We start from the raw sequence: 19623 nt of genomic DNA on the forward strand, positions 1-19623 counted from the left end.
TCAGGCGGCGACGGTGGTCGCGGTGCGGTCGGCGATGGCGCCTGCGGCGGCGACGGCGAAGGTGTGGTGACCGAGCGGGGCCGGGTGCAGCCCGTCGGCGGTCCACATCTCCGGGCGCTCCCAGGCCGGGTCGCCCGCCAGGTCGAGCAGCAGCGCGCCGGTGTCGCCGGTCACCTCGCCGAGCACCGCGTTGGCGAAGGCGAAGCGCTCGCGCAGCAGCGCGCGCATGCCGGTCGGCACCGGGAGCCGGGCCGGGATGTCCGGGTAGTTGGCGGTGACCACGGTGGCGCCGCCGGCCCGGAGCGTGCTGAACAGGGTGCGCAGGTTGCGCTCGAACCGCGCCGGGTGGTAGTCGCTGACCAGGTCGTTCACCCCGCAGACCACGCCGTAGAGCCCGGCCCGCGCGGCGAAGGCGCGCGGCAGCTGGCGCTCGACGACGGCGGCGGTGGTGGCGCCGTGCTCGCCGAGGTTGCGCACGGTGGCCGGGCGCAGCCCGAGCTGGCCGCCGAGCCGGGGCACCCAGCCCCGGTACCCGCCGCCGGGGGCGTCGTCGCCGCGCCCCTCCACGAAGCTGTCGCCGAGCGCGACGAGGGCGGCGCTCACGCGGTCACCCCGTCCTTGGTCACGTGCCGCGCCGCCAGCGGGAAGTCGACCTTCTCGTAGAGCGCGGCCAGCTCCTCCTCGCCGAAGTACTTCTCCGGCGGGTAGATGCCGGCGATCAGCCCGAAGAAGTTCTTGATGTACTCGGCGTCCATGCTGGTGGCCCGGAAGACCGAGTCGTAGTACGGGGTGAGGCTCAGCTCGGAGATGCTCAGCGTGAGCTCGAAGGTGCTCGCGCTCTGCGCGTCCCGCTCGGTCTGGTACTCCGCCAGCGCCTCGTCCAGCGGGCGTTCGCCGGAGAGCCCCTGGTGGATCTTCTCCGAGAGCAGCTGCGCGTACTTGAAGGCGTCGGTGATGCCCCAGCCGGTGAAGGGGTCCTTGTGGTAGCCGGCGTCGCCGACCAGCGCCCAGCCAGGGCCGTAGGACTTCCTGCGGTAGTTGTCCGGGTAGAGCATCGGGCGGAACGGCTCCGCCCTGGTGCCTTTGTCGCGCAGCAGCTCGCCGAGGTCGGGGTCGACCTGGCTCACGATCTCCTGCACGCCGGCGTCCGGGTCCTGGCGGAACTCGCGGAACCGGTCGCGCTTGCGCATCACCGCGATCAGGGTCTGGTCGTCGTTGGTGGGCCAGCCGGCGAACTGCTGCTCACCGAAGCCGGTGCGGTGCTGCATGCCCCAGTCGACGCCGTCGTAGTAGGAGTAGTAGATGAAGCAGGCGGCCGCGGAGCCCTCGTAGGTCTCGGCGCCGACCGCCTTGGCGACGGTGGAATTGGCGCCGTCCGCGCCGACCACCAGCGTGGCCCGGAACTCCTTCTCGGTGCCGCCCGCCTCGCTGCCGCGGATGCCGACCACCCGATCGCCGTCGAAGACCAGCCCGCTCACGGTGAAGCCCTGGATCACCTCGGCGCCTGCCTCGCCCGCGGCCTCGACCAGCACGGTGTCCAGCGCGGTGCGGCGCGGGCAGTAGACCGCGTCGATGCCGTCCGGCGCGGTGCGGGCGAAGCCCTTGATTACGATGTCGGTGTAGGAGAAGTTCAGGTTCCGGATCGCCGGGACACCGGTCGCGATCACCCGGTCCAGCAGCCCCCACGACTTCAGGAAGCCGAGCCCGGCCTGGTGCACGTAGTGGGTGGACGGGGTGTCGCTGGGAAAGGTGGCCCGGTCGACGGCCAGGACGCGGTATCCCTGGCGGGCGAGGAGCATGGCCAGCGGCGAACCGGCCACCCGGGTACCGACAACGATGACGTCGTACATGTTTCGCATCACTTTCCGATCGGTGAATGAAAAGGGGCTAGCGCGCGACGGTGCGCGGTGCGTAGAGCGCGGCGATATCGTCCGCGTACGCCTTTTCGATCGCGGCGCGGCGAAGTTTCCGGGAGGAAGTGAGCAGCCCTTCCTCGACGGTGAAATCGCCGTCCACGATGCGGAATGCGCGGATGGATTCCGCGCGGGAGACGAGGGAATTCGCGTCGGCCACCGCGGCGTCGATCTCGGCCTCCGGATCGAGCCCGGGATCGGCGGTGCGGCGGCGGGCGAGCTGGTCCGGGTCGAGGGTCACCAGCGCGGTGACGAAGTCGCGGCCGTCGCCGACCACCATGCAGTTGCTGACCAGCGGGTGCAGCCGCACCCGGTCCTCCAGCGGGGTGGGCGCGACGTTCTTGCCGCCGGAGGTCACCAGGATCTCCTTGCGGCGGCCGGTGATGGTGAGGTAGCCGTCGGCGTCCAGCTCGCCGAGGTCGCCGGTGCGCAGCCAGCCGTCGGCGTCGGTCATCGGCTGCCCGGCCGCCGCGCCCCAGTACCCCGGCGAGACGTGCGGGCCGCGCACCAGCACCTCGCCGTCCGGGGCGATGCCGACCTCGGTGGCCGGGATGGGCCGCCCGACGGTGCCGAAGCGATTGCTCTCCGGCGCGTTCACGGTGACCGCGGTGGCGGCCTCGGTGAGGCCGTAGCAGTTCAGCAGCTGCACCCCGAACCCGGCGTAGAAGCCCTGGGTGGACTCGTCCAGCGAGGCGCCGCCGGAGATCACCGCGCGCAGCCTGCCGCCGAGCGCGGCGGAGACCGGATTCTCGGCGGGCGCGGGGATCTCGCCCGCCCGCAGCAGCTCGAGGCCACGCTCGACGGCGGCCTCCTCGGCGCCGTCGGCGAGCAGCGTGCGGCAGTACTTGCGGATCTTCTCCAGGCCGTACGGGATCATCGGCAGGAAGGTCGGGCGCAGGGCAGGCAGCGCGGGGACCAGCTCCGGAATCGCGGGCAGCAGGTGCGTGCTGCTGCCGCCGAAGACGCAGGCGAAGAGCATGGTCTGGCCGAAGACGTGGGCCAGCGGCAGGGCAAGCACGGTGGTACCCGCCTCGAACATCGCCCCGGTGCGGCGCACCGTGTTCGAGGCCGAGACGAACATGTTGCGGTGCGTGATGACGCAGCCCTTCGCCACGCCGGTGGTGCCGCTGGTGTAGACGATCATGGCCGGGTCGGCGGCGCGCACCGCCCCGAGCACCCGGTCCAGCCCGGGCGCCTCGGCGCCGGTGGACCACTCCCCCACCTCGGTGAAGAGCCACACCCGGTCGGCGCCCGCGGCGCGCAGCCGCTCGGCGTCCGCCTCGGACTCGGCGGCGAAGTGCGCGCTGCCGCTGTCGGCGAGGATGTGCTCGATCTGGGGTTGCGAGGAGGTCGGGTAGACGGTGACGACCACCGCCCCGATCGCCAGCGCCGCGAAGTCGAGCAGCGCCCACTCCATGGTGGTGCGGCCCAGGATCGCGACCCGGTCACCCGGCGCCACGCCGCGGCTCAGCAGCGCCGAGGCGAGCGCCCGCACCCGGCGGTCGAGCTCGGCGCTCGTCAGCCGGGTGCCGTCCGCGCCGCCGAGGGCGAGCCGCTCCGGATGCCGCTGTGCGGCACCCGCGACCACCGAGTGCAGACTCTCGGTATCCGCTATGTCGAAACCGTTCTCGGCCACCGAAACTGTGTTCACACCACAGAATTCTCCGGGGAATCACGAACCGATATCCGACCGCGGTAGCTGTTCCTACCGCGCGAATGTCATCGCCTATCCAACCGCGCGGGTCTGCAGCGCGGCGGCAGTATCGATGTGCACCGGATCGGGGAAATCCAGGCAATCCAGGAACAGCTCCACGGCCGGCTTCGATTCGTTCGCCCGCCACACCGCGTACAAATCCAGGGTCGGAACCGGGTCGAAGAGTTTCACCGCCACCGAGCCGTTGCCGGGACCGCCCATCCCCATCGAGATGGCGCGCGGCAGCGAGGCGAAGCCGACCAGCGGCCGCACCGACACCATGTGCGCGGTGGCGCCGGGGTCGTCGGCGGTGTGCGTGACCGCGAGCGAGATCTCGTTCTGCGCCGCGGCCCGGAAGATCGAGTCGTACATGGCCGGACACTGCTCCCTGGCGAAGAGCACGCAGTCCTGCCCGGCCAGCTCGGCGAAGGGCACCCCCGGCCGCTCGGCCCAGCGGTGCCTGCGGCCGACCACGGCCACCAGCGGCACCCGGTGCAGCAGCCGCCGGTACCTGAACTCCGGCGAGCTGGGGTGGCCGTAGACCATCCCGATGTCGAGCGCGCCGTCGACCAGTGCCTGCAACTGCGGTCCGGTGCGCTTCTCCCAGAGCGAGACCTCGATGTCGGGGTGCCGCTCGGTCATCCTGGCCAGCGCGTCCGGGAGGACGTGTCTGCTGGCCGGGAGGTTGTACCCGACGTCGAGCCGGCCGGAGCGGCCCGCCGCGGTGGCCTTGGCGGCCTCGGCGGCCCGGTCCAGCTGGGCGACGACCAATCGGGCCTGTGCCTCGAACTCCCGCCCGGCCGGGGTCAGCTTCACCTCGTGCGAGTTGCGGGCCACCAGCTGGACCCCGAGCGATTTCTCCAGCTTCTGCAGCTGGGCGCTGAGACTCGGCTGGGTCAGATGCAAGCGCTGCGCTGCGCGACCGAAATGCAGTTCTTCGGCGATCGTGATGAATGAAACCAGATGACGGATCTCCATGACGCCGGCCCCTTCTTCCGCGTAGGAAAAACGCTAGCGGCGAGAGGTAACCACAGATGAACCTGCCCGGCCGTACGGAAGCCGGAATCATGGCGCCGAGGTTAACTCACGACGAAGTCCAGGCGGACGTGCTGATGAATTGGCCCAAGGTTCATCCGGCGGCCCGGTTAACCGGCGAGACACCCCACCGCTCGAAACCGGCACCGAGGTGGTTGGCACGCGCCGCGCTGCGCATGATCTTGCCGCTGCTCGTCTTGGGGAGCGCCCCGGCCACCGTCAGCACCAGCTCGCCGAGCGCGAGGTCGTGGTCGCGCAGCAGGGCGGCGCGGATGGCGCCCGCGATCTCGGCCGCCGCGGCCGCCGACGGCTCGGTGTCGCGCTCGATCTCCTGCACCAGCACCGGGCGGTCGGCCGCGGTGAAGGCGGCGGTGCCGCCCGCGCGCGCCGCGGGGTGCGCGGCCTGCGCGGTGTGCTCGAGGTCGTGCGGGTAGTGGTTGCGGCCGCGCACGATGATCAGGTCCTTGCGCCTGCCGGTGACGTACAGCTCGCCGTCGGCGAACTGGCCGAGGTCACCGGTGCGCAGTCCCGCCGCGGCGTCGGTCCGCGCGCCGTCCGCGGCGGCTCGCCGAGCGCCGAAGACCGCCGCGGTGGCCTCGGGATCGCGCCAGTACCCCGCCGCGATATTCGCCCCCGCGAGCCGGATCTCGCCGATCCGCCCCGGCGGGCATGGCTCCCCCGACTCCGGGTCCACGATCGAGACGTCGACGCCGGGCGCGGGCCGCCCGCAGCCGACCAGTACCCGGGCGGGCTCCCCCGCTACCGCCTCCCGCAGCGTGCCCGCGCCGAGCGCCGCGCTGGAGGCGCGCAGTTCCCTGGCGCCGCGGCCGGGGACGCTCCCGCTCACCAGCAGCGTCGCCTCGGCGAGGCCGTAGCAGGGGTACAGCGCGCCGGGGTCGAAGCCGTGCGGGGCGAAGGTGGCGGCGAAGCGGCGCAGCGTCTCGGCGCGGATCGGCTCGGCGCCGTCGAAGGCGACGCGCCAGCTGCTCAGGTCGAGCCCGGCGGGGACGTCGGCCCGCTCGGCGTGGCGCACGCAGGCGTCGAAGGCGAAGTCGGGGCCGCCGCTGGTGTGCGCGCGGTACTCGGAGATGGCGGTGAGCCAGAGCAGCGGGCGGCGGATGAAGGTGAGCGGCGCCATGAGCACGCAGGGCGCGCCCAGATACAGGGGCTGCAGCAGGTTCCCGATGAGCCCCTGGTCGTGGTAGAGCGGGGCCCAGCCGACGAACGTGGAGCGCTCGTCGTGGCCGAACGCCGCGCGGATCATCTCCTGGTTGGCGCGCAGATTGCCGTGCGTCACCACCACGCCCCTCGGCGAGCCGGTGGAGCCGGAGGTGTACTGCAGGAAAGCGGGGTCGCCGGGGGCGCAGGGCCGTGGGTCGAGGGCGGGGCCGTGCGCGGGCACCTCGTCCACGGCGATCCGCTCGGGGATCGGCAGGTCCAGTTCCAGCGAGCCGGTGGTGAGCAGGACGGCGGGGGCGCAGCCGGCCACGATGCCGTGCGTGGCGGGGTGCGCGCGGCCGCGGCGCGGCGGGATCACCGGCACCGCGATCACCCCGGCGTACAGGCAGCCGAAGAAGGCGGCGACGAAGTCCGGCCCGGTCGGCAAGACCAGCAGCGCGCGCTCGCCCGGCCCGGCCACCGCGGCCAGCCGGGCCGCGACGGCGCGGGCGCGCCGGTCGAGCCCGGCGTAGCTCAGCGCGGCTGCCTCGGCGCCGTGCTCGTCCAGGAAGAGGTAGGCGGTGGCCGCCGGTGCGGTGCGGGCACGCTCGCGCAGGACCTCGGGCAGCAGCACTGTCCTCCCCTCAGACGCTCTCGACGGCGAGCGGCAGCCGCCGCGGGCCGCGCACGATGAAGCTGTGGTCCTGCCACTCCGGCTCGCCCGCGCGCACCAGCCTGCCCGGCAACCGGAGCAGCTGCTCCAGCGCGATGCGGGCCTGGAGCTCGGCCAGCGGCGCGCCGAGGCAGCCGTGCAGGCCGTGGCCGAAGGCGAGGTGGGCGCCGGGCGCGCGGGCGGGGTCGAAGGCGTCCGGCTCCGGGAAGGCGGCCGGGTCGCGGTTGGCGGCGCCGAGGCACAGCAGCACCTGGTCGCCCGCGCGGAGCAGCCGGTCGCCGAGCGGGGTGTCGCGGCGGGCGACGCGCTTGGTGTGCTGCAGCGGGCTGTCGTAGCGCAGGGTCTCGGCCACCGCGGCGCCGATGAGCGCCGGGTCGGCCCGGAGCCGGTCCTGGACGTCGGGGTGCGCGGTGAGGGCGAGCACGGCGTTGCCGATGAGCGACTTCGTGGTCTCCACCCCGGCGACGAAGCACATGATGCCGATCGTGGCCAGCTCCTCGTCGGTGAGCCGGTCGCCGATGCCGGTGCGGCTCGCGAGCAGCAGGCTGATCAGGTCGTCGCCGGGTTCGGCGCGGCGGCGCTCGATCACCGCGTGCAGTTCGGCGGTGAAGGTGTCGACCACGGTGCGCACCCTGGCGAAGTCCGCGGCGGTCATGAGCCCCGGCTCCAGCAGGAACCGGATGTCGTGGGTCCAGCCGCCGACCAGCGGGTGCAGCCGCGCGGGCAGCCCGAGCCAGTCGCAGAGCGCGAGCACCGGCAGTTTCCCGGCGAAGCCGGCCATCAGCTCGGTCGCGCCGTCCTGCCGGGCGTCGGCGGCGAGCCGCTCGGCGATGGCGGTGACGCGGGGGCGCAGCCGCGCGGCGGCGGAGGCGGTGAAGACCCGGTTGACCAGGGCGCGCAGCCGGGCGTGGTCCGGGTTCTCGGTGAAGACCAGCGACTTCAGCCCGAGCCGGTCGATGCGCTCGGTTCCGGCGATGCCGAGCCGGTCGGCCTGGCGGCGCAGGGCGAGCGGGATGACGTCGACACCGAAGGTGCGGTCACGCAGCACCGCGCGCACCTCGGCGTGGCCGGTGAGCACCCACATGCCCATGGTGCGGTGCACCGGCGCGTGCGCGCGCAGCGCGGCGTACCCGGGGTAGGGGTCGGTGCGGAACTCGTCGGTGAACGGGTTGAACCGCACCGGGGCAGCGGTCATCGCCGGGCCCCGCCTCCGGTGAAGTGGCCGCTGCGGTAGGGCTCGAGCACGATGCGCAGCAGCCCGATCTTGCCCATCCGGAAGCCGAGCGCGGAGAGCCGCAGGTAGCGCTCGTACCGCTCGGTCACCTCCGGGCCGGCCAGCGCCACCGCCTCGGCGCGGCGGGCCTTCAGCCGGGCCGCCCACTGCTCACAGGTCCAGGCATAGTCCATGCGGTCGTTGCGCACGGTGCGCACCTCGAAGAGGCCGTCGGCGGCGGCGGCGATCTCGGCGAGCGTCGGCAGGTCGGCATCCGGGAAGATCTCCCGCTGGATGAAGGTGCTCGCCTGGTCGCGGGTCATATTGGCGTAGGCGATGGTCTGCAGCGAGAGCGTGCGGCCGGGGTTGAGCCAGCTCCGGCAGCGCTCGAAGAAGCTGCGGTAGACGCCGATCTTCGCGGCCCGGCTGTCCTCGGGGGTGGCGAAGTGCTCGAAGGCGCCGATGGAGACGATGCCGTCGAAGCGCCGCTCCGGCTCGTAGTGCAGCCAGTTCCGCACCGCGACCTCGGTGCCTGGCAGGTCGAGGGCGCGCACGTGGGCGGCCTGCTCCTCGGCCAGGGTGAGCCCGGTCAGCCGCGGGACGCCCTCGCTCGCGGCCACCGCGAGCAGCGCGCCCCAGCCACAGCCGATATCGAGCAGGGCGGTCGCGTCGTGGGCGCGGACCGCGTCCAGGTGGTAGCTGAGCTTGCGCTGCTGGGCGGCGGCCAGGGTGTCGGCGGGGCCGGTCGGCATGGCGCAGGAGTAGGTGAGCGAGGGGTCGAGCCAGAGCGCGTAGAAGTCGTTGCCGACGTCGTAGTGGTGCCGGACGGCCGCCGCCGCCGACGCCGCCCGCGCGGCGGAGACCGTCGTCATGCTGTGCCCGTTCGCCCGAGCGAGGGCCCTCCGTGGCCACGCTCCGCTCCCGCCTGCGGGCCCGACTCGCTCATGCGGGCTGCCCGGACCGTTCGACGACGTACCCGGCGACGGCGTCCAGCGTCGGCTCGTCGAAGAGCTCGTCCGGCGGGATGTCGACGCCGTAGCGCTGCTCGATCTCCATGAGCAGCGCCACCGCCACCACGGAGTCCACCCCGAGGCGGTCGAAATCGGCGGCGGGATCGATGGTCTCCGGCGGCACGCCGAGCGCCTCGGCCAGGTAGCCGCGGCTCCACGCGATGATCTCTGTGCGGTCCATGGTCGTCCGTCCGTTCTCAGGGGGTGGCCGCGTCGGCGGCGGGGCGGAGGCGCCGCGCTTCCAGCCGGTCCCGGGACGGCACCTCGACGTCCCAGGCCAGCCCGAAGGCGGCGAGCAGGCAGATCAGCCAGTACCCGGGGTCGAGCCGGTACCACTGCAGGCCGAAGGAGGGCGAGTCCGGGAAGGCGTGGTGGTTGTTGTGCCAGGACTCGCCGAACGAGAGCAGCGCGAAGACGCCGCCGTTGCGGCTGTTGCCGCGCGCCCGGTACGGCATGGTGCCGAACATGTGCAGGAAGGAGTTGATCGCCCAGATGATGTGCTCCAGCACGAACATCCGCACCAGCCCGCCCCACAGCAGCCCGCTCAGCGCGCCGGTCCAGCTCTGGTACACCAGCCCGCCGATCACCGCCGGGATCGCCATGCCGAGCGCGACCCACCAGTGGTAATACCGCGAAACCCGCAGCAGCAGCCGGTTCTTCAGCAGGTCGGGGGCGTAGTGCACGATGTTCGGGTACTCGTGGCGGCGCATCCACAGGAAGTGCGAGTGCAGCAGCCCGCGGACCCGGCCGCGGAAGCCGCCGCCGGAGAGGTTGGGCGAGTGCGGGTCGCCCTCGCGGTCGGCGTTCTCGTGGTGCCTGCGGTGGATGGCTACCCAGGAGAGCACGCCACCCTGCCCCGCCATCGAGCCGACCACCGCGAGCGCCACCTGCACCGCGGGCTTGGCCTTGAAGGTGCGGTGGGTGAAGAGCCGGTGGTAGCCGACGGTGAGGGCGAGCCCGGTGGCCGCCCAGCCGCCGATCAGCAGCGCCACCTCGGTGATCCCGAGCGGGTGCACCAGCAGGAAGGCCAGCGCGGCCAGCGTGCCGACGATCGGCGCCACGTCGAAGAGCAGGAAGTGGCGGCGCTGCAGGCGGTGCAGGTACGGGCTGTCCACCGCGAGTTTCCTCGGGGCGGCGCGCCTCGGCGCGTCCTCGCCGGACATGGCGGCTCCCTCACGACGGGTCGGAACTCCGAATCCCCCTGCCGGAGCGGAGATTCGGCTCGAACTGCTCCGAGCGTATGCGGGCGGGCGGCTGCCGGGCGGGCCGAGAAGAAGTGCTGATCGGCCGATCAGGAACACGTATCGCGCGGTCAGGGCAGGCGCGGATCGGGACGCAGCGGCGGATCGGCGGGCGGGTCAGGGAAGCACACCGGGGATCCGCCCGCGATCGCCCCCCCTCGATTCCGTTGCCGCGCAGGGTGTTCGCCGCCTCATCCAGTGCACATTTTCGCCCCCGGCCTCTTACGGTGTAAGGAGAGTTGAAGGAGTGCTGTGGTGGATCGTTACACGCCGGAGGTCGAGGCCCGGCTCGCGAGGATGCGAGCCGAGTACGACGAGTTGCTGGAGTCGGGCCGGGGGTGGTCGCTGCGCGAGCTGTTCAGCACCGCCGAGTGCGATATCGACGCCTACTGCGCGGGGTTCGCGCCCAATAGATACGGGGACGAGGCGCTGGCGGGCGCGGAGGAGTTCTGCCGCCGCCACGGCATCTGGCTGGAGCCGGGCGGATCGCACTACAACAGCATGACGCCGTACCTGCACCCGAACGCGGTGACCGCGGAGCGGATGACGCTGATCGGCATCTACAACGCGATCCTGTTCTGGCTCAACGACACCGTTGGCCGGGAGAAGTTCGCCGCGCTCTCCCCCGGGCAGCAGGCGGCGGCGGCCGAGACGGTGCGCAGGCTCACCCGGCTGCTCGAAACCGGCAGCCCCGCCGCCGACCCGGAGCCGGTGGAGGCCGCGACGCACGAGTACCTCGAACGCACCGCCGCGCTCGCGGACCCGGCCTGGATGCGCGGCTTCCGCGCCGACACCGCCGGGCACCTGCGCCCCGCCATCCGCGACCAGAACGCCAGGACGCGGGGCGACGTGCTCTCGGTGGCCGGGTACATCGAGCTGCGCTCGCACGTCTCCGGGATGTACCCGGCCATCGCGCTCTGCGAGTTCGGCCGGGACGCCTACCTGGACTGGGCGCGGCTGGAGGCGGCCGGGCTCGCCGCGAAGCTGCGTACAATGCGCCAGCTCACGGTGGAGATCGGCGCGCTGATGAACGATGTGTTCTCCTTCGAGAAGGAGTGCATCGCCGACGGCGCCGACTTCAACCTGGTCCCCCTGTGCCTGCTGGAGGCGCCGGAGGGCGGGCTGGCGGGCGCGGTGGCGAGCGCGGCGACCGTCGTGCGCGACCTGCTCACCGAATTCCGGCAGGTCAGCGCCGAGATCGAGGCAGCGGTCGCGGCCCGGCCCGAGGTCGATCCGGGCGGGCAGGTGACGGCGCACGTGGCCGACCTGGTCGGCGCGGTCCAGGCCACCTGGGTCTGGCAGATCACCACGCACCGGTACAAGGGCAGGTCGATCTTCGAGGAGAATCGCCTGGGCTGACCGGCCGCGGGGCCGAGGCGCTGCCGGAATTCGTCTCAGGGGGACTATTGTCGGAGAATCACAGCAGCATTCCCGGCACACTCCGGTGTCCGGGAAACGCGACATTTCGACGGGGGTGTTGTGGACGGCAGCGGCGGCGCCGCACTGGCTCGGATCTGGTGGCAGGCACTGGCCACCGGTGGTCTCGCGCCCGGTGGCGGGCCGGGCGGGCCGATGATCCTCCCCGGGCTGGTCGCCCAGCTGGAGGCGGCGCTGGCGGCCGAGACCTTCGACGCGAGCGCCGGCTCCCGGGTCGGCGCCGCGCTCTGGGGCGCCGGGCTCACCCACCCCGGGGTCCCGGTGCTCTCGGCCCAGGTACTGCACAGGCTGGCCGACGTCAGCCCGCACCCGGACGCGCACCGCAGGCTGGCGGGGCTGCTCGCCGCGCTTGGCCAGGGCCACCAGATGCAGCGCGGCCGCTCGGCCGCGGCCGGCGAGGAACACGACGACCAGGACACCCGCTTCCGGGTGCTGTTCGACAACGCGGCCGTCGCCATCGCCATCGGCGACACCGACGGCGTCCTGCTCGAGGCCAACCGCGCGCTCGCCGACATGATCGGCATCACGCCCGGCGACCTGCGCGGCATCTCGGTCTACGACTTCGCGCACCCCGACGACCGGGACCGCATCCGCACCCTGCTCTACGAGCAGCTGGTACCCACCGGCGAGGGCACCGTCACGCTGGACCAGCGGCTGGTGCGCGCCGACGGCAGCGTGGGCTGGATGGCCTTCGCCATCACCTTCGTGCGCGGCAGCGGCGGCAGGCCGGATTACCTGCTCGCGGTCGGCGCCGACGTCACCGAGCGGCACCTGCTCCAGCAGGAGCTGCACCACCAGGCCAGGCACGACTCGCTCACCGGGCTGCCGAACCGGCGCTACCTGCTCGAGCACATCGAGCACCTGATCACCACGGCGGGCGTCGACGACCGGGTCGGGCTCTGCTTTGCCGATCTGGACCACTTCAAGCAGGTCAACGATCACTACGGCCACAGCGCGGGCGACCGGGTGCTGGTCGCGGTGGCCGACCGGATCGCGGAGACGCTGGAGCGCGACGGCAGCTTCGTCTGCCGGCTCGGCGGCGACGAGTTCCTCGCGCTCATCCCGCCGCCCGCGGACGAGGTACAGGTCGCGGCGGTGGCGAATCGCCTGCTCACCGCGCTCTCCGAGCCCATCCTGGTGGACGACGTCCCGCTGGACATCTCCGCCAGCATCGGCGTCGTCGTCACCCCGCTCGCGCACGCCGACGCCGAGTCGCTGCTGCGCGCCGCGGACACCAACCTGCACCGCGCCAAGCGCGACAGCAAAGGTCAATGGGTCATGCAGAGTGAGTGATCCTGCCCCGGGTGACCCACTATTTCCATCCGGTCTGTGCGATCATGGGCGTGGCGAAGCCAACAGTCGGCCAATATAGCTGACGCAGAACGGTATTCGCCGGTTTTCGCGCGTCCGGATGTGTCGATGGGGGTCTCGTGCCGCACTACAGGAGCAATGTTCGCGATCTCCGGTTCGTCCTCTTCGAGGTGCTCGGGCTGGAGCGGGCGCTGGCGACCGGCGCCTTCGGCGAGCTGGACGCCGAGACCGTCACCGAGATCCTGGAGCAGGTGCGGCGGCTCGCCGAGGGCCCGCTCGGCGCCTCCTTCGCCGAGGCGGACCGCAATCCCCCGGTCTTCGACCCGGAGACGCACACCGTCACGCTGCCGGAGGCGTTCGTCCGCTCCTTCCGCGCCATGACCGATGGCGGCTGGCACCAGCTCGGGCTCCCCGCCGAGCTGGGCGGGCCCGGCGTGCCGCGCGCGGTGTTCTGGGCCGCCGCCGAGCTCATCCTCGGCGCGCAGCCCGCCGCGTTCTTCTACGGCATGGCGGGCGCGCAGATGGCCTCGGTGCTGCACGCCAACGGCACCGAGGAGCAGCGCGGCTGGGCGCGGCTCGCCACCGCCGCCAACTGGGGCGGCACCATGGTGCTCACCGAACCCGACGCGGGCTCCGACGTGGGCGCGGGGCGGACGAAGGCGATCAGGCAGGAGGACGGCTCCTGGCACATCGAGGGCGTCAAGCGCTTCATCAGCAACGGCGATTCCGGCGTGCTCTTCCCGAACATGCTGCACCTGGTGCTTGCCCGTCCCGAGGGCGCGGGCCCCGGCACCAAGGGGCTCTCGCTCTTCTTCGTCCCCCAGTTCCACTTCGACCCGGAAACCGGCGAGAACGGCGAACGCAACGGCGTCTTCGTCACCGGGCTGGAGCACAAGATGGGGCTCAAGGCCTCCACCACCTGCGAGCTGACCTTCGGCGGGCACGGCGTCCCGGCCAAGGGCTGGCTGGTCGGCGAGGTGCACAACGGCATCGCGCAGATGTTCGACGTCATCGAGCACGCGCGGATGATGGTGGGCACCAAGGCCATCGCCACGCTCTCCACCGGCTACCTGCACGCACTCGACTACGCCAGGCAGCGGGTGCAGGGCGCGGATCTGACCGCCATGGCGGACAAGTCGGCGCCACGGGTGACGATCGTGCACCACCCGGACGTCCGGCGGGCGCTCATGATGCAGAAGGCGTACGCCGAGGGGCTGCGCGCGATCTACCTGTACACGGCGGCGCACCAGGATCCGGTGCTGGCCGAGCAGGTCTCCGGCGCGGACCCGGAGCTCGCCGCCCGGGTGAACGACCTGCTGCTGCCGATCGTCAAGGGCGTCGGCTCGGAGCGCGCCTACCAGTACCTCACCGACGCGCTGCAGACCTTCGGCGGCTCGGGTTATCTGCAGGACTACCCGATCGAGCAGTACATCAGGGACGCCAAGATCGACTCCCTGTACGAGGGCACCACCGCCATCCAGGCGCAGGACTTCTTCTTCCGCAAGATCATCCGGGATCGCGGCGCCGCGCTCGGTCACCTGGTGGCGCAGATCCAGCGCAGCCTGGACAGCGCGGCGGGCAATGGCAGGCTCAAGCGGGAGCGCGCGCTGCTCGGCACCGCGCTGGCCGACGTGCAGGCGGCGGCCGCCACGCTCACCGGGTACCTCATGGGCGCGCAGGAGGATTCGGCCGAGCTGTACAAGGTGGGGCTCGGCTCGGTGCGGTTCCTGCTCGCGGTCGGCGATCTGCTCATCGGCTGGCAGCTGCTGCACCAGGCGGCCGTCGCGGTCGCCGCGCTGGACACGGGCGCCGAGGGCGCCGACCGCGCCTTCTACGAGGGCAAGGTGGCCGTCGCGCAGTTCTTCGCGCGGAACGTGCTGCCCGAGCTCTCGGCGGTCCGCGGCATCCTGGCCGAGCTGGACACCGAGATCATGGCGCTCGACGAGGCCGCTTTCTAGACCCTGCCGCGGCGTCCGGCCGGGTGCCGCCGCGGCTCGGATCGCGGCGATCCGGGCCGGATGAGGTCGTGCGGGCCTCGCCGCGCAGCAGCCCGGCCATGAGCAGCACGAGGGCGTCGAGCCGCCTCCAGCTGCACCACGATGGGGCCGAGGCCGTACTTCGCCTCCAGCTCGCGCCAGGCGTCCCAGCCGAGCACCGCGGGCGCGTCGGAGAGCGCGATCCGCACCATCTCCGGCCTGCGGCAGATGCGCAGGAAGGCGTCGAGCCCGGCGCGCAGCCCTGCCATCGGGTCGGCCGAGGGCGGGGCGCCCGCGATGGCGGCCACCAGCTCGTCGGTATTGTCCCGCTCGAGCTGTTCGAGCACCGCGACGAAGAGCGCGCGCCCGGCCTCCTCGGCGTCCCGCTGCTCGTAATTACCTACATTCCGACTGCATGTCTACAGCGGATGCCATGTGGCCTGCGCTCGCGAGCACGATCGGGATAATGACCGATGTGACCGAGCCGCGCACCGCGCACTCCCTCGCCGCCGACGGCGTACAGCTGCTGCCCGCCACCGAGACCGCGCGCCGCCTCGGCGCGGGACCGGAGAACTGGGGCCGGTTCCGGCGGCACTGGGAGGAGCTGCGGGTGAGCCGTGCCGGCTCCGGCGTGCACACCAGGACGCTGCTCCGCTACGGCCACTTCCAGGTCTCACTCACCGGCGCCTTCGAGCTGCTCGCGCACCGCCCGCCGGGCGAGCCGGCGGCGGGCCCGCTCACCGACTCCTTCACCGCCGACCCGCTGCTCGCCGGGCTCCTCCGCCTGCTGCTCGGCTTCGCCGCCGAACTCGACGAGGCCACGCTCTGGGACGTCCGGGTGCAGCCGGTGCGCGAGCTGGCCGCCACCGGGGCGGCGACCGCCGCCGCTCCCCCGCGCCGGGCGGGCGCCACGCTGCTCTCGTGGCTACTGCTGACCTGGGACAATGCCGAGGGCGGGGCGAGCGCGTTCAGCACCGCCGACGGGACGCGGGTGCTCACCGCCGCGCCGGACGAGCCGGGCACCATCCTGCTCGCCGACGACCGGCGAATCCTGCACGCGCGGAGCGGAATCCACCCGATTGCCGCCACCCGCCCCGCGCAGCGCGACCTGCTCGAGGTGACCTTCGCCCCGGCCTGACCCGGGTCAGGGGTGCGTGGCGGTGCCTGCGATGATCTCGTCCAGCCTGCCGAGCGCGATGCCGGCCTCCTGAGCGGTCAGGTGGTGCGGCGCTTGCGCGGGGCCGCGGAGCGCGGCGGCTGCGCACGCATGTGGTCGCGGACCGTGGCCATGATCTCGCCGAGCCGCCGCACATCGTCCTCGCTCAGCGGGGCGAAGAGCAGGCGCCGCACCACCTCGACGTGGCCGGGGAGCACCCGGCCGACCAGCTCGGCACCGCGCTCGGTGATGGTGACCAGGGTGGCGCGCTCGTCGTCGGGACTGGGGGCGCGGGTGACCAGCCCGGCCTTCTCCAGCAGCCCGGCCTGGTAGGTGAGCCCGCTGCGGCTGTAGACGACGCCGTCGGCCAGCTGCGTCATGGTCAGGCTTCCGGCATCGGAGAGCCGGGCCAGCAGCCCGAACTGCACCGAGCTCAGGTCGCCCTCGGCCCGCAGCTGCTGCTCGACAGCGTGCTGCAGCACGTTCACGGCCTCCATGAGCGCGAAGTAGGTCTGCAGCTCGCCGGGGGCGAGGGAGTCGTCGGCCATGGCCCGATCCTAGATGCTTCGAATCCCGAGCATCGTGGTGCTGGTCACACCCCATTGCGCTTCGAAATCGAAGCAGATTACGCTTCGAACTCGAAGCAACCAGACAACGGAGGCCAGTGATGAAGGCAGTGCGATTCCACGAGTACGGCGGCAGCGATGTGCTGGTGATCGAGGAGGTCGAGCGCCCGGCGGCCGGGCCGGGGCAGGTGGTGGTGCGGGTGGCCGGCACCTCCTTCAACCCGGTGGACGCCGCCATTCGCGCGGGGTTCATGCGGGATCCGCTCCCGCTGACGCTGCCGCACATCCCCAACCTCGACGTCGCCGGGGTGATCGAGGAGCTCGGCCCCGGCGTCGCCGGGTACGCGGTGGGCGACGCGGTGATCGCGCTGCTGCCCATGGGCATTCCCGGCCCGGCCGCCGAGTACGTGGCGATTCCGGCGGAGGCGCTGGCCCCCGCGCCGCGCACCGTGGATCTCGCGGTGGCGGCGGCGCTCCCGGCCACCGGGCTCACCGCGCACCAGGCGCTTTTCGGGCACGGCGGGCTGACGGCGGGGCAGCGGGTGCTGATCAACGGCGCGGGCGGCTCGGTGGGCGGTTTCGCCGTGCAGCTGGCGGCCGCGGCGGGGGCGGAGGTCACCGCGACCGCGAGCCCGCGCAGCCGGGAACGGGTCGAGCGCTACGGCGCGCACCGCGTCGTCGACCACACCGCGACCCCGGTCACCGCGCTGACCGAGCGCTTCGACCTGGTCCTGAACCTGGTGCGAAACGACCCGGCGGAGGTGGCGCGGCTGGTCGAGCTCATCGACGACGGCGGCACCTTCGTCAGCACCACCACCCCCGGGCCGGAGAACCCGGGCCGCGGCGTCCGGGTGGCCCAGGTCTACGTGCTCGGCGATGCCACCGAGCTCACCGGGCTGGCCGAGCTGGTCGACGCCGGGACGCTGCACATCGAGGTGGCCGAGCGGCTCCCGCTCGCCGAACTGCCCGCCGTGCACGCCCGATTCGAGCGCGGCGAGCTGCCGGGGAAGACCGTCCTGGAGCCGTGATCGGGCGCGACGAGAACATAAGAGAGTAAAAGCCAACCTTTCTCATTGCCGCCGTGCTAGACATCGTGCGAACGGCGAGGAGGCGGTTGTGAGAGGTCCGTATCGGCTCATCATCTGGGGCCCCGGCGACATGGGCGGGCGGGCGCTGCGCACCGCGCTGCGGTCGCCCGATTTCGAGGTCGTCGGGGTCAAGGTGTTCAGCCCGCACAAGCACGGCAGGGATATCGGCGAGCTGGTCGGGCTGCCCTCGGTGGGGGTCGCCGCGACCACGTCGAAGGCCGAGATCCTCGCCCTGGACGCGGATTGCGTGGTGCACACCCCCACCACGCCCGCGCTGGTGCAGGGCGCCGACGCCGACGTGCTCGAGCTGCTGGAGTCCGGGAAGAACGTGGTCTCGGCGGCCGCCTACCACAACCCGGCCATGCCCACCTGGCTCACCGAATCCCGTTCCGCGCTGGATGTTCTCGGCACGGTAGCCCGGATGAAGGTCACCGGGAACGCCTTCGGGCCGCGACTGCCGAACGCCCTCGCGGCGTTGAAAACGCTCATGCGCGTTGCGGATTCGGGCCCGGTTCGGCCGGTCCGGCCGGTGCTGGAGAAGCTCGCCGGGCCGATCGCCGACCGGGCCGTCCCGCGCCGGGCCTCCGGTGCCCGGCTCCAGGCGGCCTGCCTGAAGGGCGGGGTCTCGCTGCACGGCACCGGGCTGCACCCGGGGCTCATGGTCGAGCAGCTGCTGCTGCGGCTGGCCGGGCTGCTCGACGAGGTGCGCGAGGTGACGTTCCTCGAGGTCGGCGACCTGTCATCGGCCCCGGACGGCATGTGGGGCGGGCTGGCCAGCCTCGGCTTCGGCATGCCGCTGAGCGCGGTCGACTCCGACCACGCCATCGCGCTCATGCAGCACTTCTACTTCGACGCGGTGCTCTCGAATGTCGCGCACGCGCTGTTCGGGGCGAGCGCGGAGCAGGTCCGGGTGGAGCGGCACGTCTACCCGGTGCCGGCCCGGGTGCGGATCGAGGCGGGCGGCAGCGTGCTCGAGCCGGGCTCGGTCGGCGCCATCCACATGAGCTACCGGGGCTATATCGGCGACCGGCTCTTCATGACCAATGCCGAGTGCTGGCACGTCGGGCCGGGCAACGCGCACCTCGGCCCCGACCACCCGCGCAGCCTGGCCGGCGGCCACGTGATCACCCTGGACGGCACCCCGGCCCGGATCGAGCTGCGCAACGAGCTCGACGACGAGACCTACAGCGGCGACTGGTCGGCGGTCACCGACATCTCGGTCAAGGCCATGCTCGACGTGGTCCCCGCGCTCTGCGCCGCGCCACCCGGCGTCGCCACCCCCGACCTGACCCCCCGCTACCGACTGGAGCAGGCATGACCTCCCCCCTCCCGGTCGCGGTGCTCGGCACCGGGCCGCTGGCCGAGCGGATCGCCGCGCACCCCGGCCTCGTCGTCACCGCGCACTCCCCGGTGGTGCTGCACCTCTCCCCCGACCCCGCCGAGCTCCCCGCGCTCCTCGCCGCGGGCCGCAATGTGGTCACCGCGCTCCCCCTGCACGAACTGCCGCGGGCCGAACTCGCCGCGGCCGCGGGCACCGGCAACGCCACCCTGCACGCCACCGGCGGTCACCAGTCGGCGGTGGCGGCCCGGCTCACCCGCTCGCTCGCCGCCGCGACCAGGGGGATCACCCGGATCGAGCTCGTCGAGGAGATCGTGCTGCCGGACGCGGGGGTGTACCCCTGGCCGGGCGGGCTCGGCGCCGACGCCGGGAGCGCCGAGGCGGCGGCCGCGGCGACCGCCGGGTACTACGCCGACGGGCTCCGCACGCTGGCGGACGGCGCCATCGGCGAGCGCGGGGACGCGACGGCCGCCACCGTCACCGTCCGGGTCGAGACCGGCGACTCCGGCGGCGTCGAGCGGGTGACCGCCGAGCACACGCTCGGCGACCGCGTGCGCTACCGCTCGATCCGGAGCCGCACCGGCGCGGTGCCGCTGCGCTACCGCCTGATCAGCACCAGCGCGGCCGGGACGGGCACCACCACCGTCGACTTCCACCCCGTCGACGGCCTGCACCCGGCCGAGCACCTCACCCTGGTCGAGATGCTGAGCGCGGCCCGCGCCGTCGTCGCGAGCCCGCCCGGCATCGCACTGCGCGACCTCGCCATCACCCACCTCGCCCCGGACGATCGCCTGTCCCGGTAGCAGCCCTCTCC

The 19623-nt window shown here is 72.8% G+C and carries 18 protein-coding genes; 7 read left to right on the forward strand and 11 right to left on the reverse strand.

The window, feature by feature from the left end; genetic code table 11:
- The 9 genes from NH2_RS22500 to NH2_RS22540 form a co-directional block, all read right to left on the reverse strand.
- Positions 1-603, reverse strand: coding sequence for an SGNH/GDSL hydrolase family protein (locus tag NH2_RS22500; RefSeq protein ID WP_067657869.1), 603 nt, complete (start codon positions 601-603; stop codon positions 1-3).
- Complete coding sequence (locus tag NH2_RS22505) at positions 600-1850, reverse strand: NAD(P)/FAD-dependent oxidoreductase (protein WP_067657873.1); 1251 nt, start codon at positions 1848-1850, stop codon at positions 600-602. The genes NH2_RS22500 and NH2_RS22505 overlap by 4 nt, the downstream gene beginning before the upstream one ends.
- A gap of 37 nt (positions 1851-1887) precedes the next feature.
- On the reverse strand, positions 1888-3564 hold the full coding sequence (locus tag NH2_RS22510) for an AMP-dependent synthetase/ligase (protein ID WP_067657876.1): 1677 nt from the start codon (positions 3562-3564) through the stop codon (positions 1888-1890).
- Positions 3565-3639: 75 nt separating this feature from the next.
- Positions 3640-4584: a LysR family transcriptional regulator gene (locus tag NH2_RS22515; protein ID WP_067657879.1), complete on the reverse strand. Its 945-nt coding sequence runs from the start codon at positions 4582-4584 to the stop codon at positions 3640-3642.
- 151 nt (positions 4585-4735) lie between these two features.
- On the reverse strand, positions 4736-6433 hold the full coding sequence (locus NH2_RS22520) for a fatty acyl-AMP ligase (protein WP_067657882.1): 1698 nt from the start codon (positions 6431-6433) through the stop codon (positions 4736-4738).
- 10 nt (positions 6434-6443) lie between these two features.
- Positions 6444-7667: a cytochrome P450 gene (locus NH2_RS22525; RefSeq protein WP_067657885.1), complete on the reverse strand. Its 1224-nt coding sequence runs from the start codon at positions 7665-7667 to the stop codon at positions 6444-6446.
- On the reverse strand, positions 7664-8557 hold the full coding sequence (locus NH2_RS22530; protein ID WP_067657888.1) for an SAM-dependent methyltransferase: 894 nt from the start codon (positions 8555-8557) through the stop codon (positions 7664-7666). Before NH2_RS22530 ends, NH2_RS22525 begins: the two co-directional genes overlap by 4 nt.
- Before the next feature lie 70 nt (positions 8558-8627).
- On the reverse strand, positions 8628-8876 hold the full coding sequence (locus tag NH2_RS22535) for an acyl carrier protein (protein ID WP_067657890.1): 249 nt from the start codon (positions 8874-8876) through the stop codon (positions 8628-8630).
- Between the two features lie 16 nt (positions 8877-8892).
- Positions 8893-9858: an acyl-CoA desaturase gene (locus tag NH2_RS22540; RefSeq protein ID WP_067657893.1), complete on the reverse strand. Its 966-nt coding sequence runs from the start codon at positions 9856-9858 to the stop codon at positions 8893-8895.
- Positions 9859-10191: 333 nt separating this feature from the next.
- Between NH2_RS22540 and NH2_RS22545 the strand changes: the two genes are divergently transcribed.
- The 3 genes from NH2_RS22545 to NH2_RS22555 all read left to right on the forward strand — a co-directional run bounded on the left by NH2_RS22545 (position 10192) and on the right by NH2_RS22555 (position 14642).
- Positions 10192-11295 (forward strand): terpene synthase family protein, encoded by a 1104-nt coding sequence (locus NH2_RS22545; protein WP_245650714.1) that lies wholly within the window; start codon positions 10192-10194, stop codon positions 11293-11295.
- A 120-nt stretch (positions 11296-11415) separates the two neighbouring features.
- Entirely contained in the window at positions 11416-12666 is a 1251-nt protein-coding gene (locus tag NH2_RS22550) for a diguanylate cyclase domain-containing protein (RefSeq protein WP_067657901.1), read from the forward strand.
- Positions 12667-12803: 137 nt separating this feature from the next.
- Positions 12804-14642, forward strand: a complete 1839-nt coding sequence (locus NH2_RS22555) for an acyl-CoA dehydrogenase (RefSeq protein WP_067657903.1) — start codon at positions 12804-12806, stop codon at positions 14640-14642.
- Here NH2_RS22555 and NH2_RS22560 read toward each other — a convergent pair.
- Positions 14639-15007, reverse strand: coding sequence for a TetR family C-terminal domain-containing protein (locus NH2_RS22560; protein WP_174552864.1), 369 nt, complete (start codon positions 15005-15007; stop codon positions 14639-14641). The two genes, NH2_RS22555 and NH2_RS22560, sit on opposite strands and share 4 nt — an antisense overlap.
- 119 nt (positions 15008-15126) lie before the next feature.
- On the opposite strand from NH2_RS22560, the gene NH2_RS22565 reads away from it, so the two are divergent.
- Positions 15127-15798, forward strand: coding sequence for a 2OG-Fe dioxygenase family protein (locus NH2_RS22565; protein ID WP_067657906.1), 672 nt, complete (start codon positions 15127-15129; stop codon positions 15796-15798).
- A 77-nt stretch (positions 15799-15875) separates the two neighbouring features.
- On the opposite strand, the gene NH2_RS22570 is transcribed toward NH2_RS22565, so the two are convergent.
- Entirely contained in the window at positions 15876-16364 is a 489-nt protein-coding gene (locus NH2_RS22570) for a MarR family winged helix-turn-helix transcriptional regulator (RefSeq protein ID WP_067657908.1), read from the reverse strand.
- A 119-nt stretch (positions 16365-16483) separates the two neighbouring features.
- Between NH2_RS22570 and NH2_RS22575 the strand changes: the two genes are divergently transcribed.
- The 3 genes from NH2_RS22575 (at position 16484) to NH2_RS22585 (ending at position 19612) form a co-directional block, all read left to right on the forward strand.
- Positions 16484-17410, forward strand: coding sequence for an NADP-dependent oxidoreductase (locus tag NH2_RS22575; protein WP_067657909.1), 927 nt, complete (start codon positions 16484-16486; stop codon positions 17408-17410).
- Positions 17411-17498: 88 nt separating this feature from the next.
- Positions 17499-18788, forward strand: coding sequence for a hypothetical protein (locus tag NH2_RS22580; protein WP_157103916.1), 1290 nt, complete (start codon positions 17499-17501; stop codon positions 18786-18788).
- Positions 18785-19612: a hypothetical protein gene (locus NH2_RS22585; protein ID WP_067657920.1), complete on the forward strand. Its 828-nt coding sequence runs from the start codon at positions 18785-18787 to the stop codon at positions 19610-19612. The genes NH2_RS22580 and NH2_RS22585 overlap by 4 nt, the downstream gene beginning before the upstream one ends.
- Positions 19613-19623: the final 11 nt, after the last annotated feature.

The sequence above is a fragment of the Nocardia harenae NBRC 108248 genome (assembly GCF_001612885.1).
Classification (GTDB): Bacteria; Actinomycetota; Actinomycetes; order Mycobacteriales; family Mycobacteriaceae; genus Nocardia; species Nocardia harenae.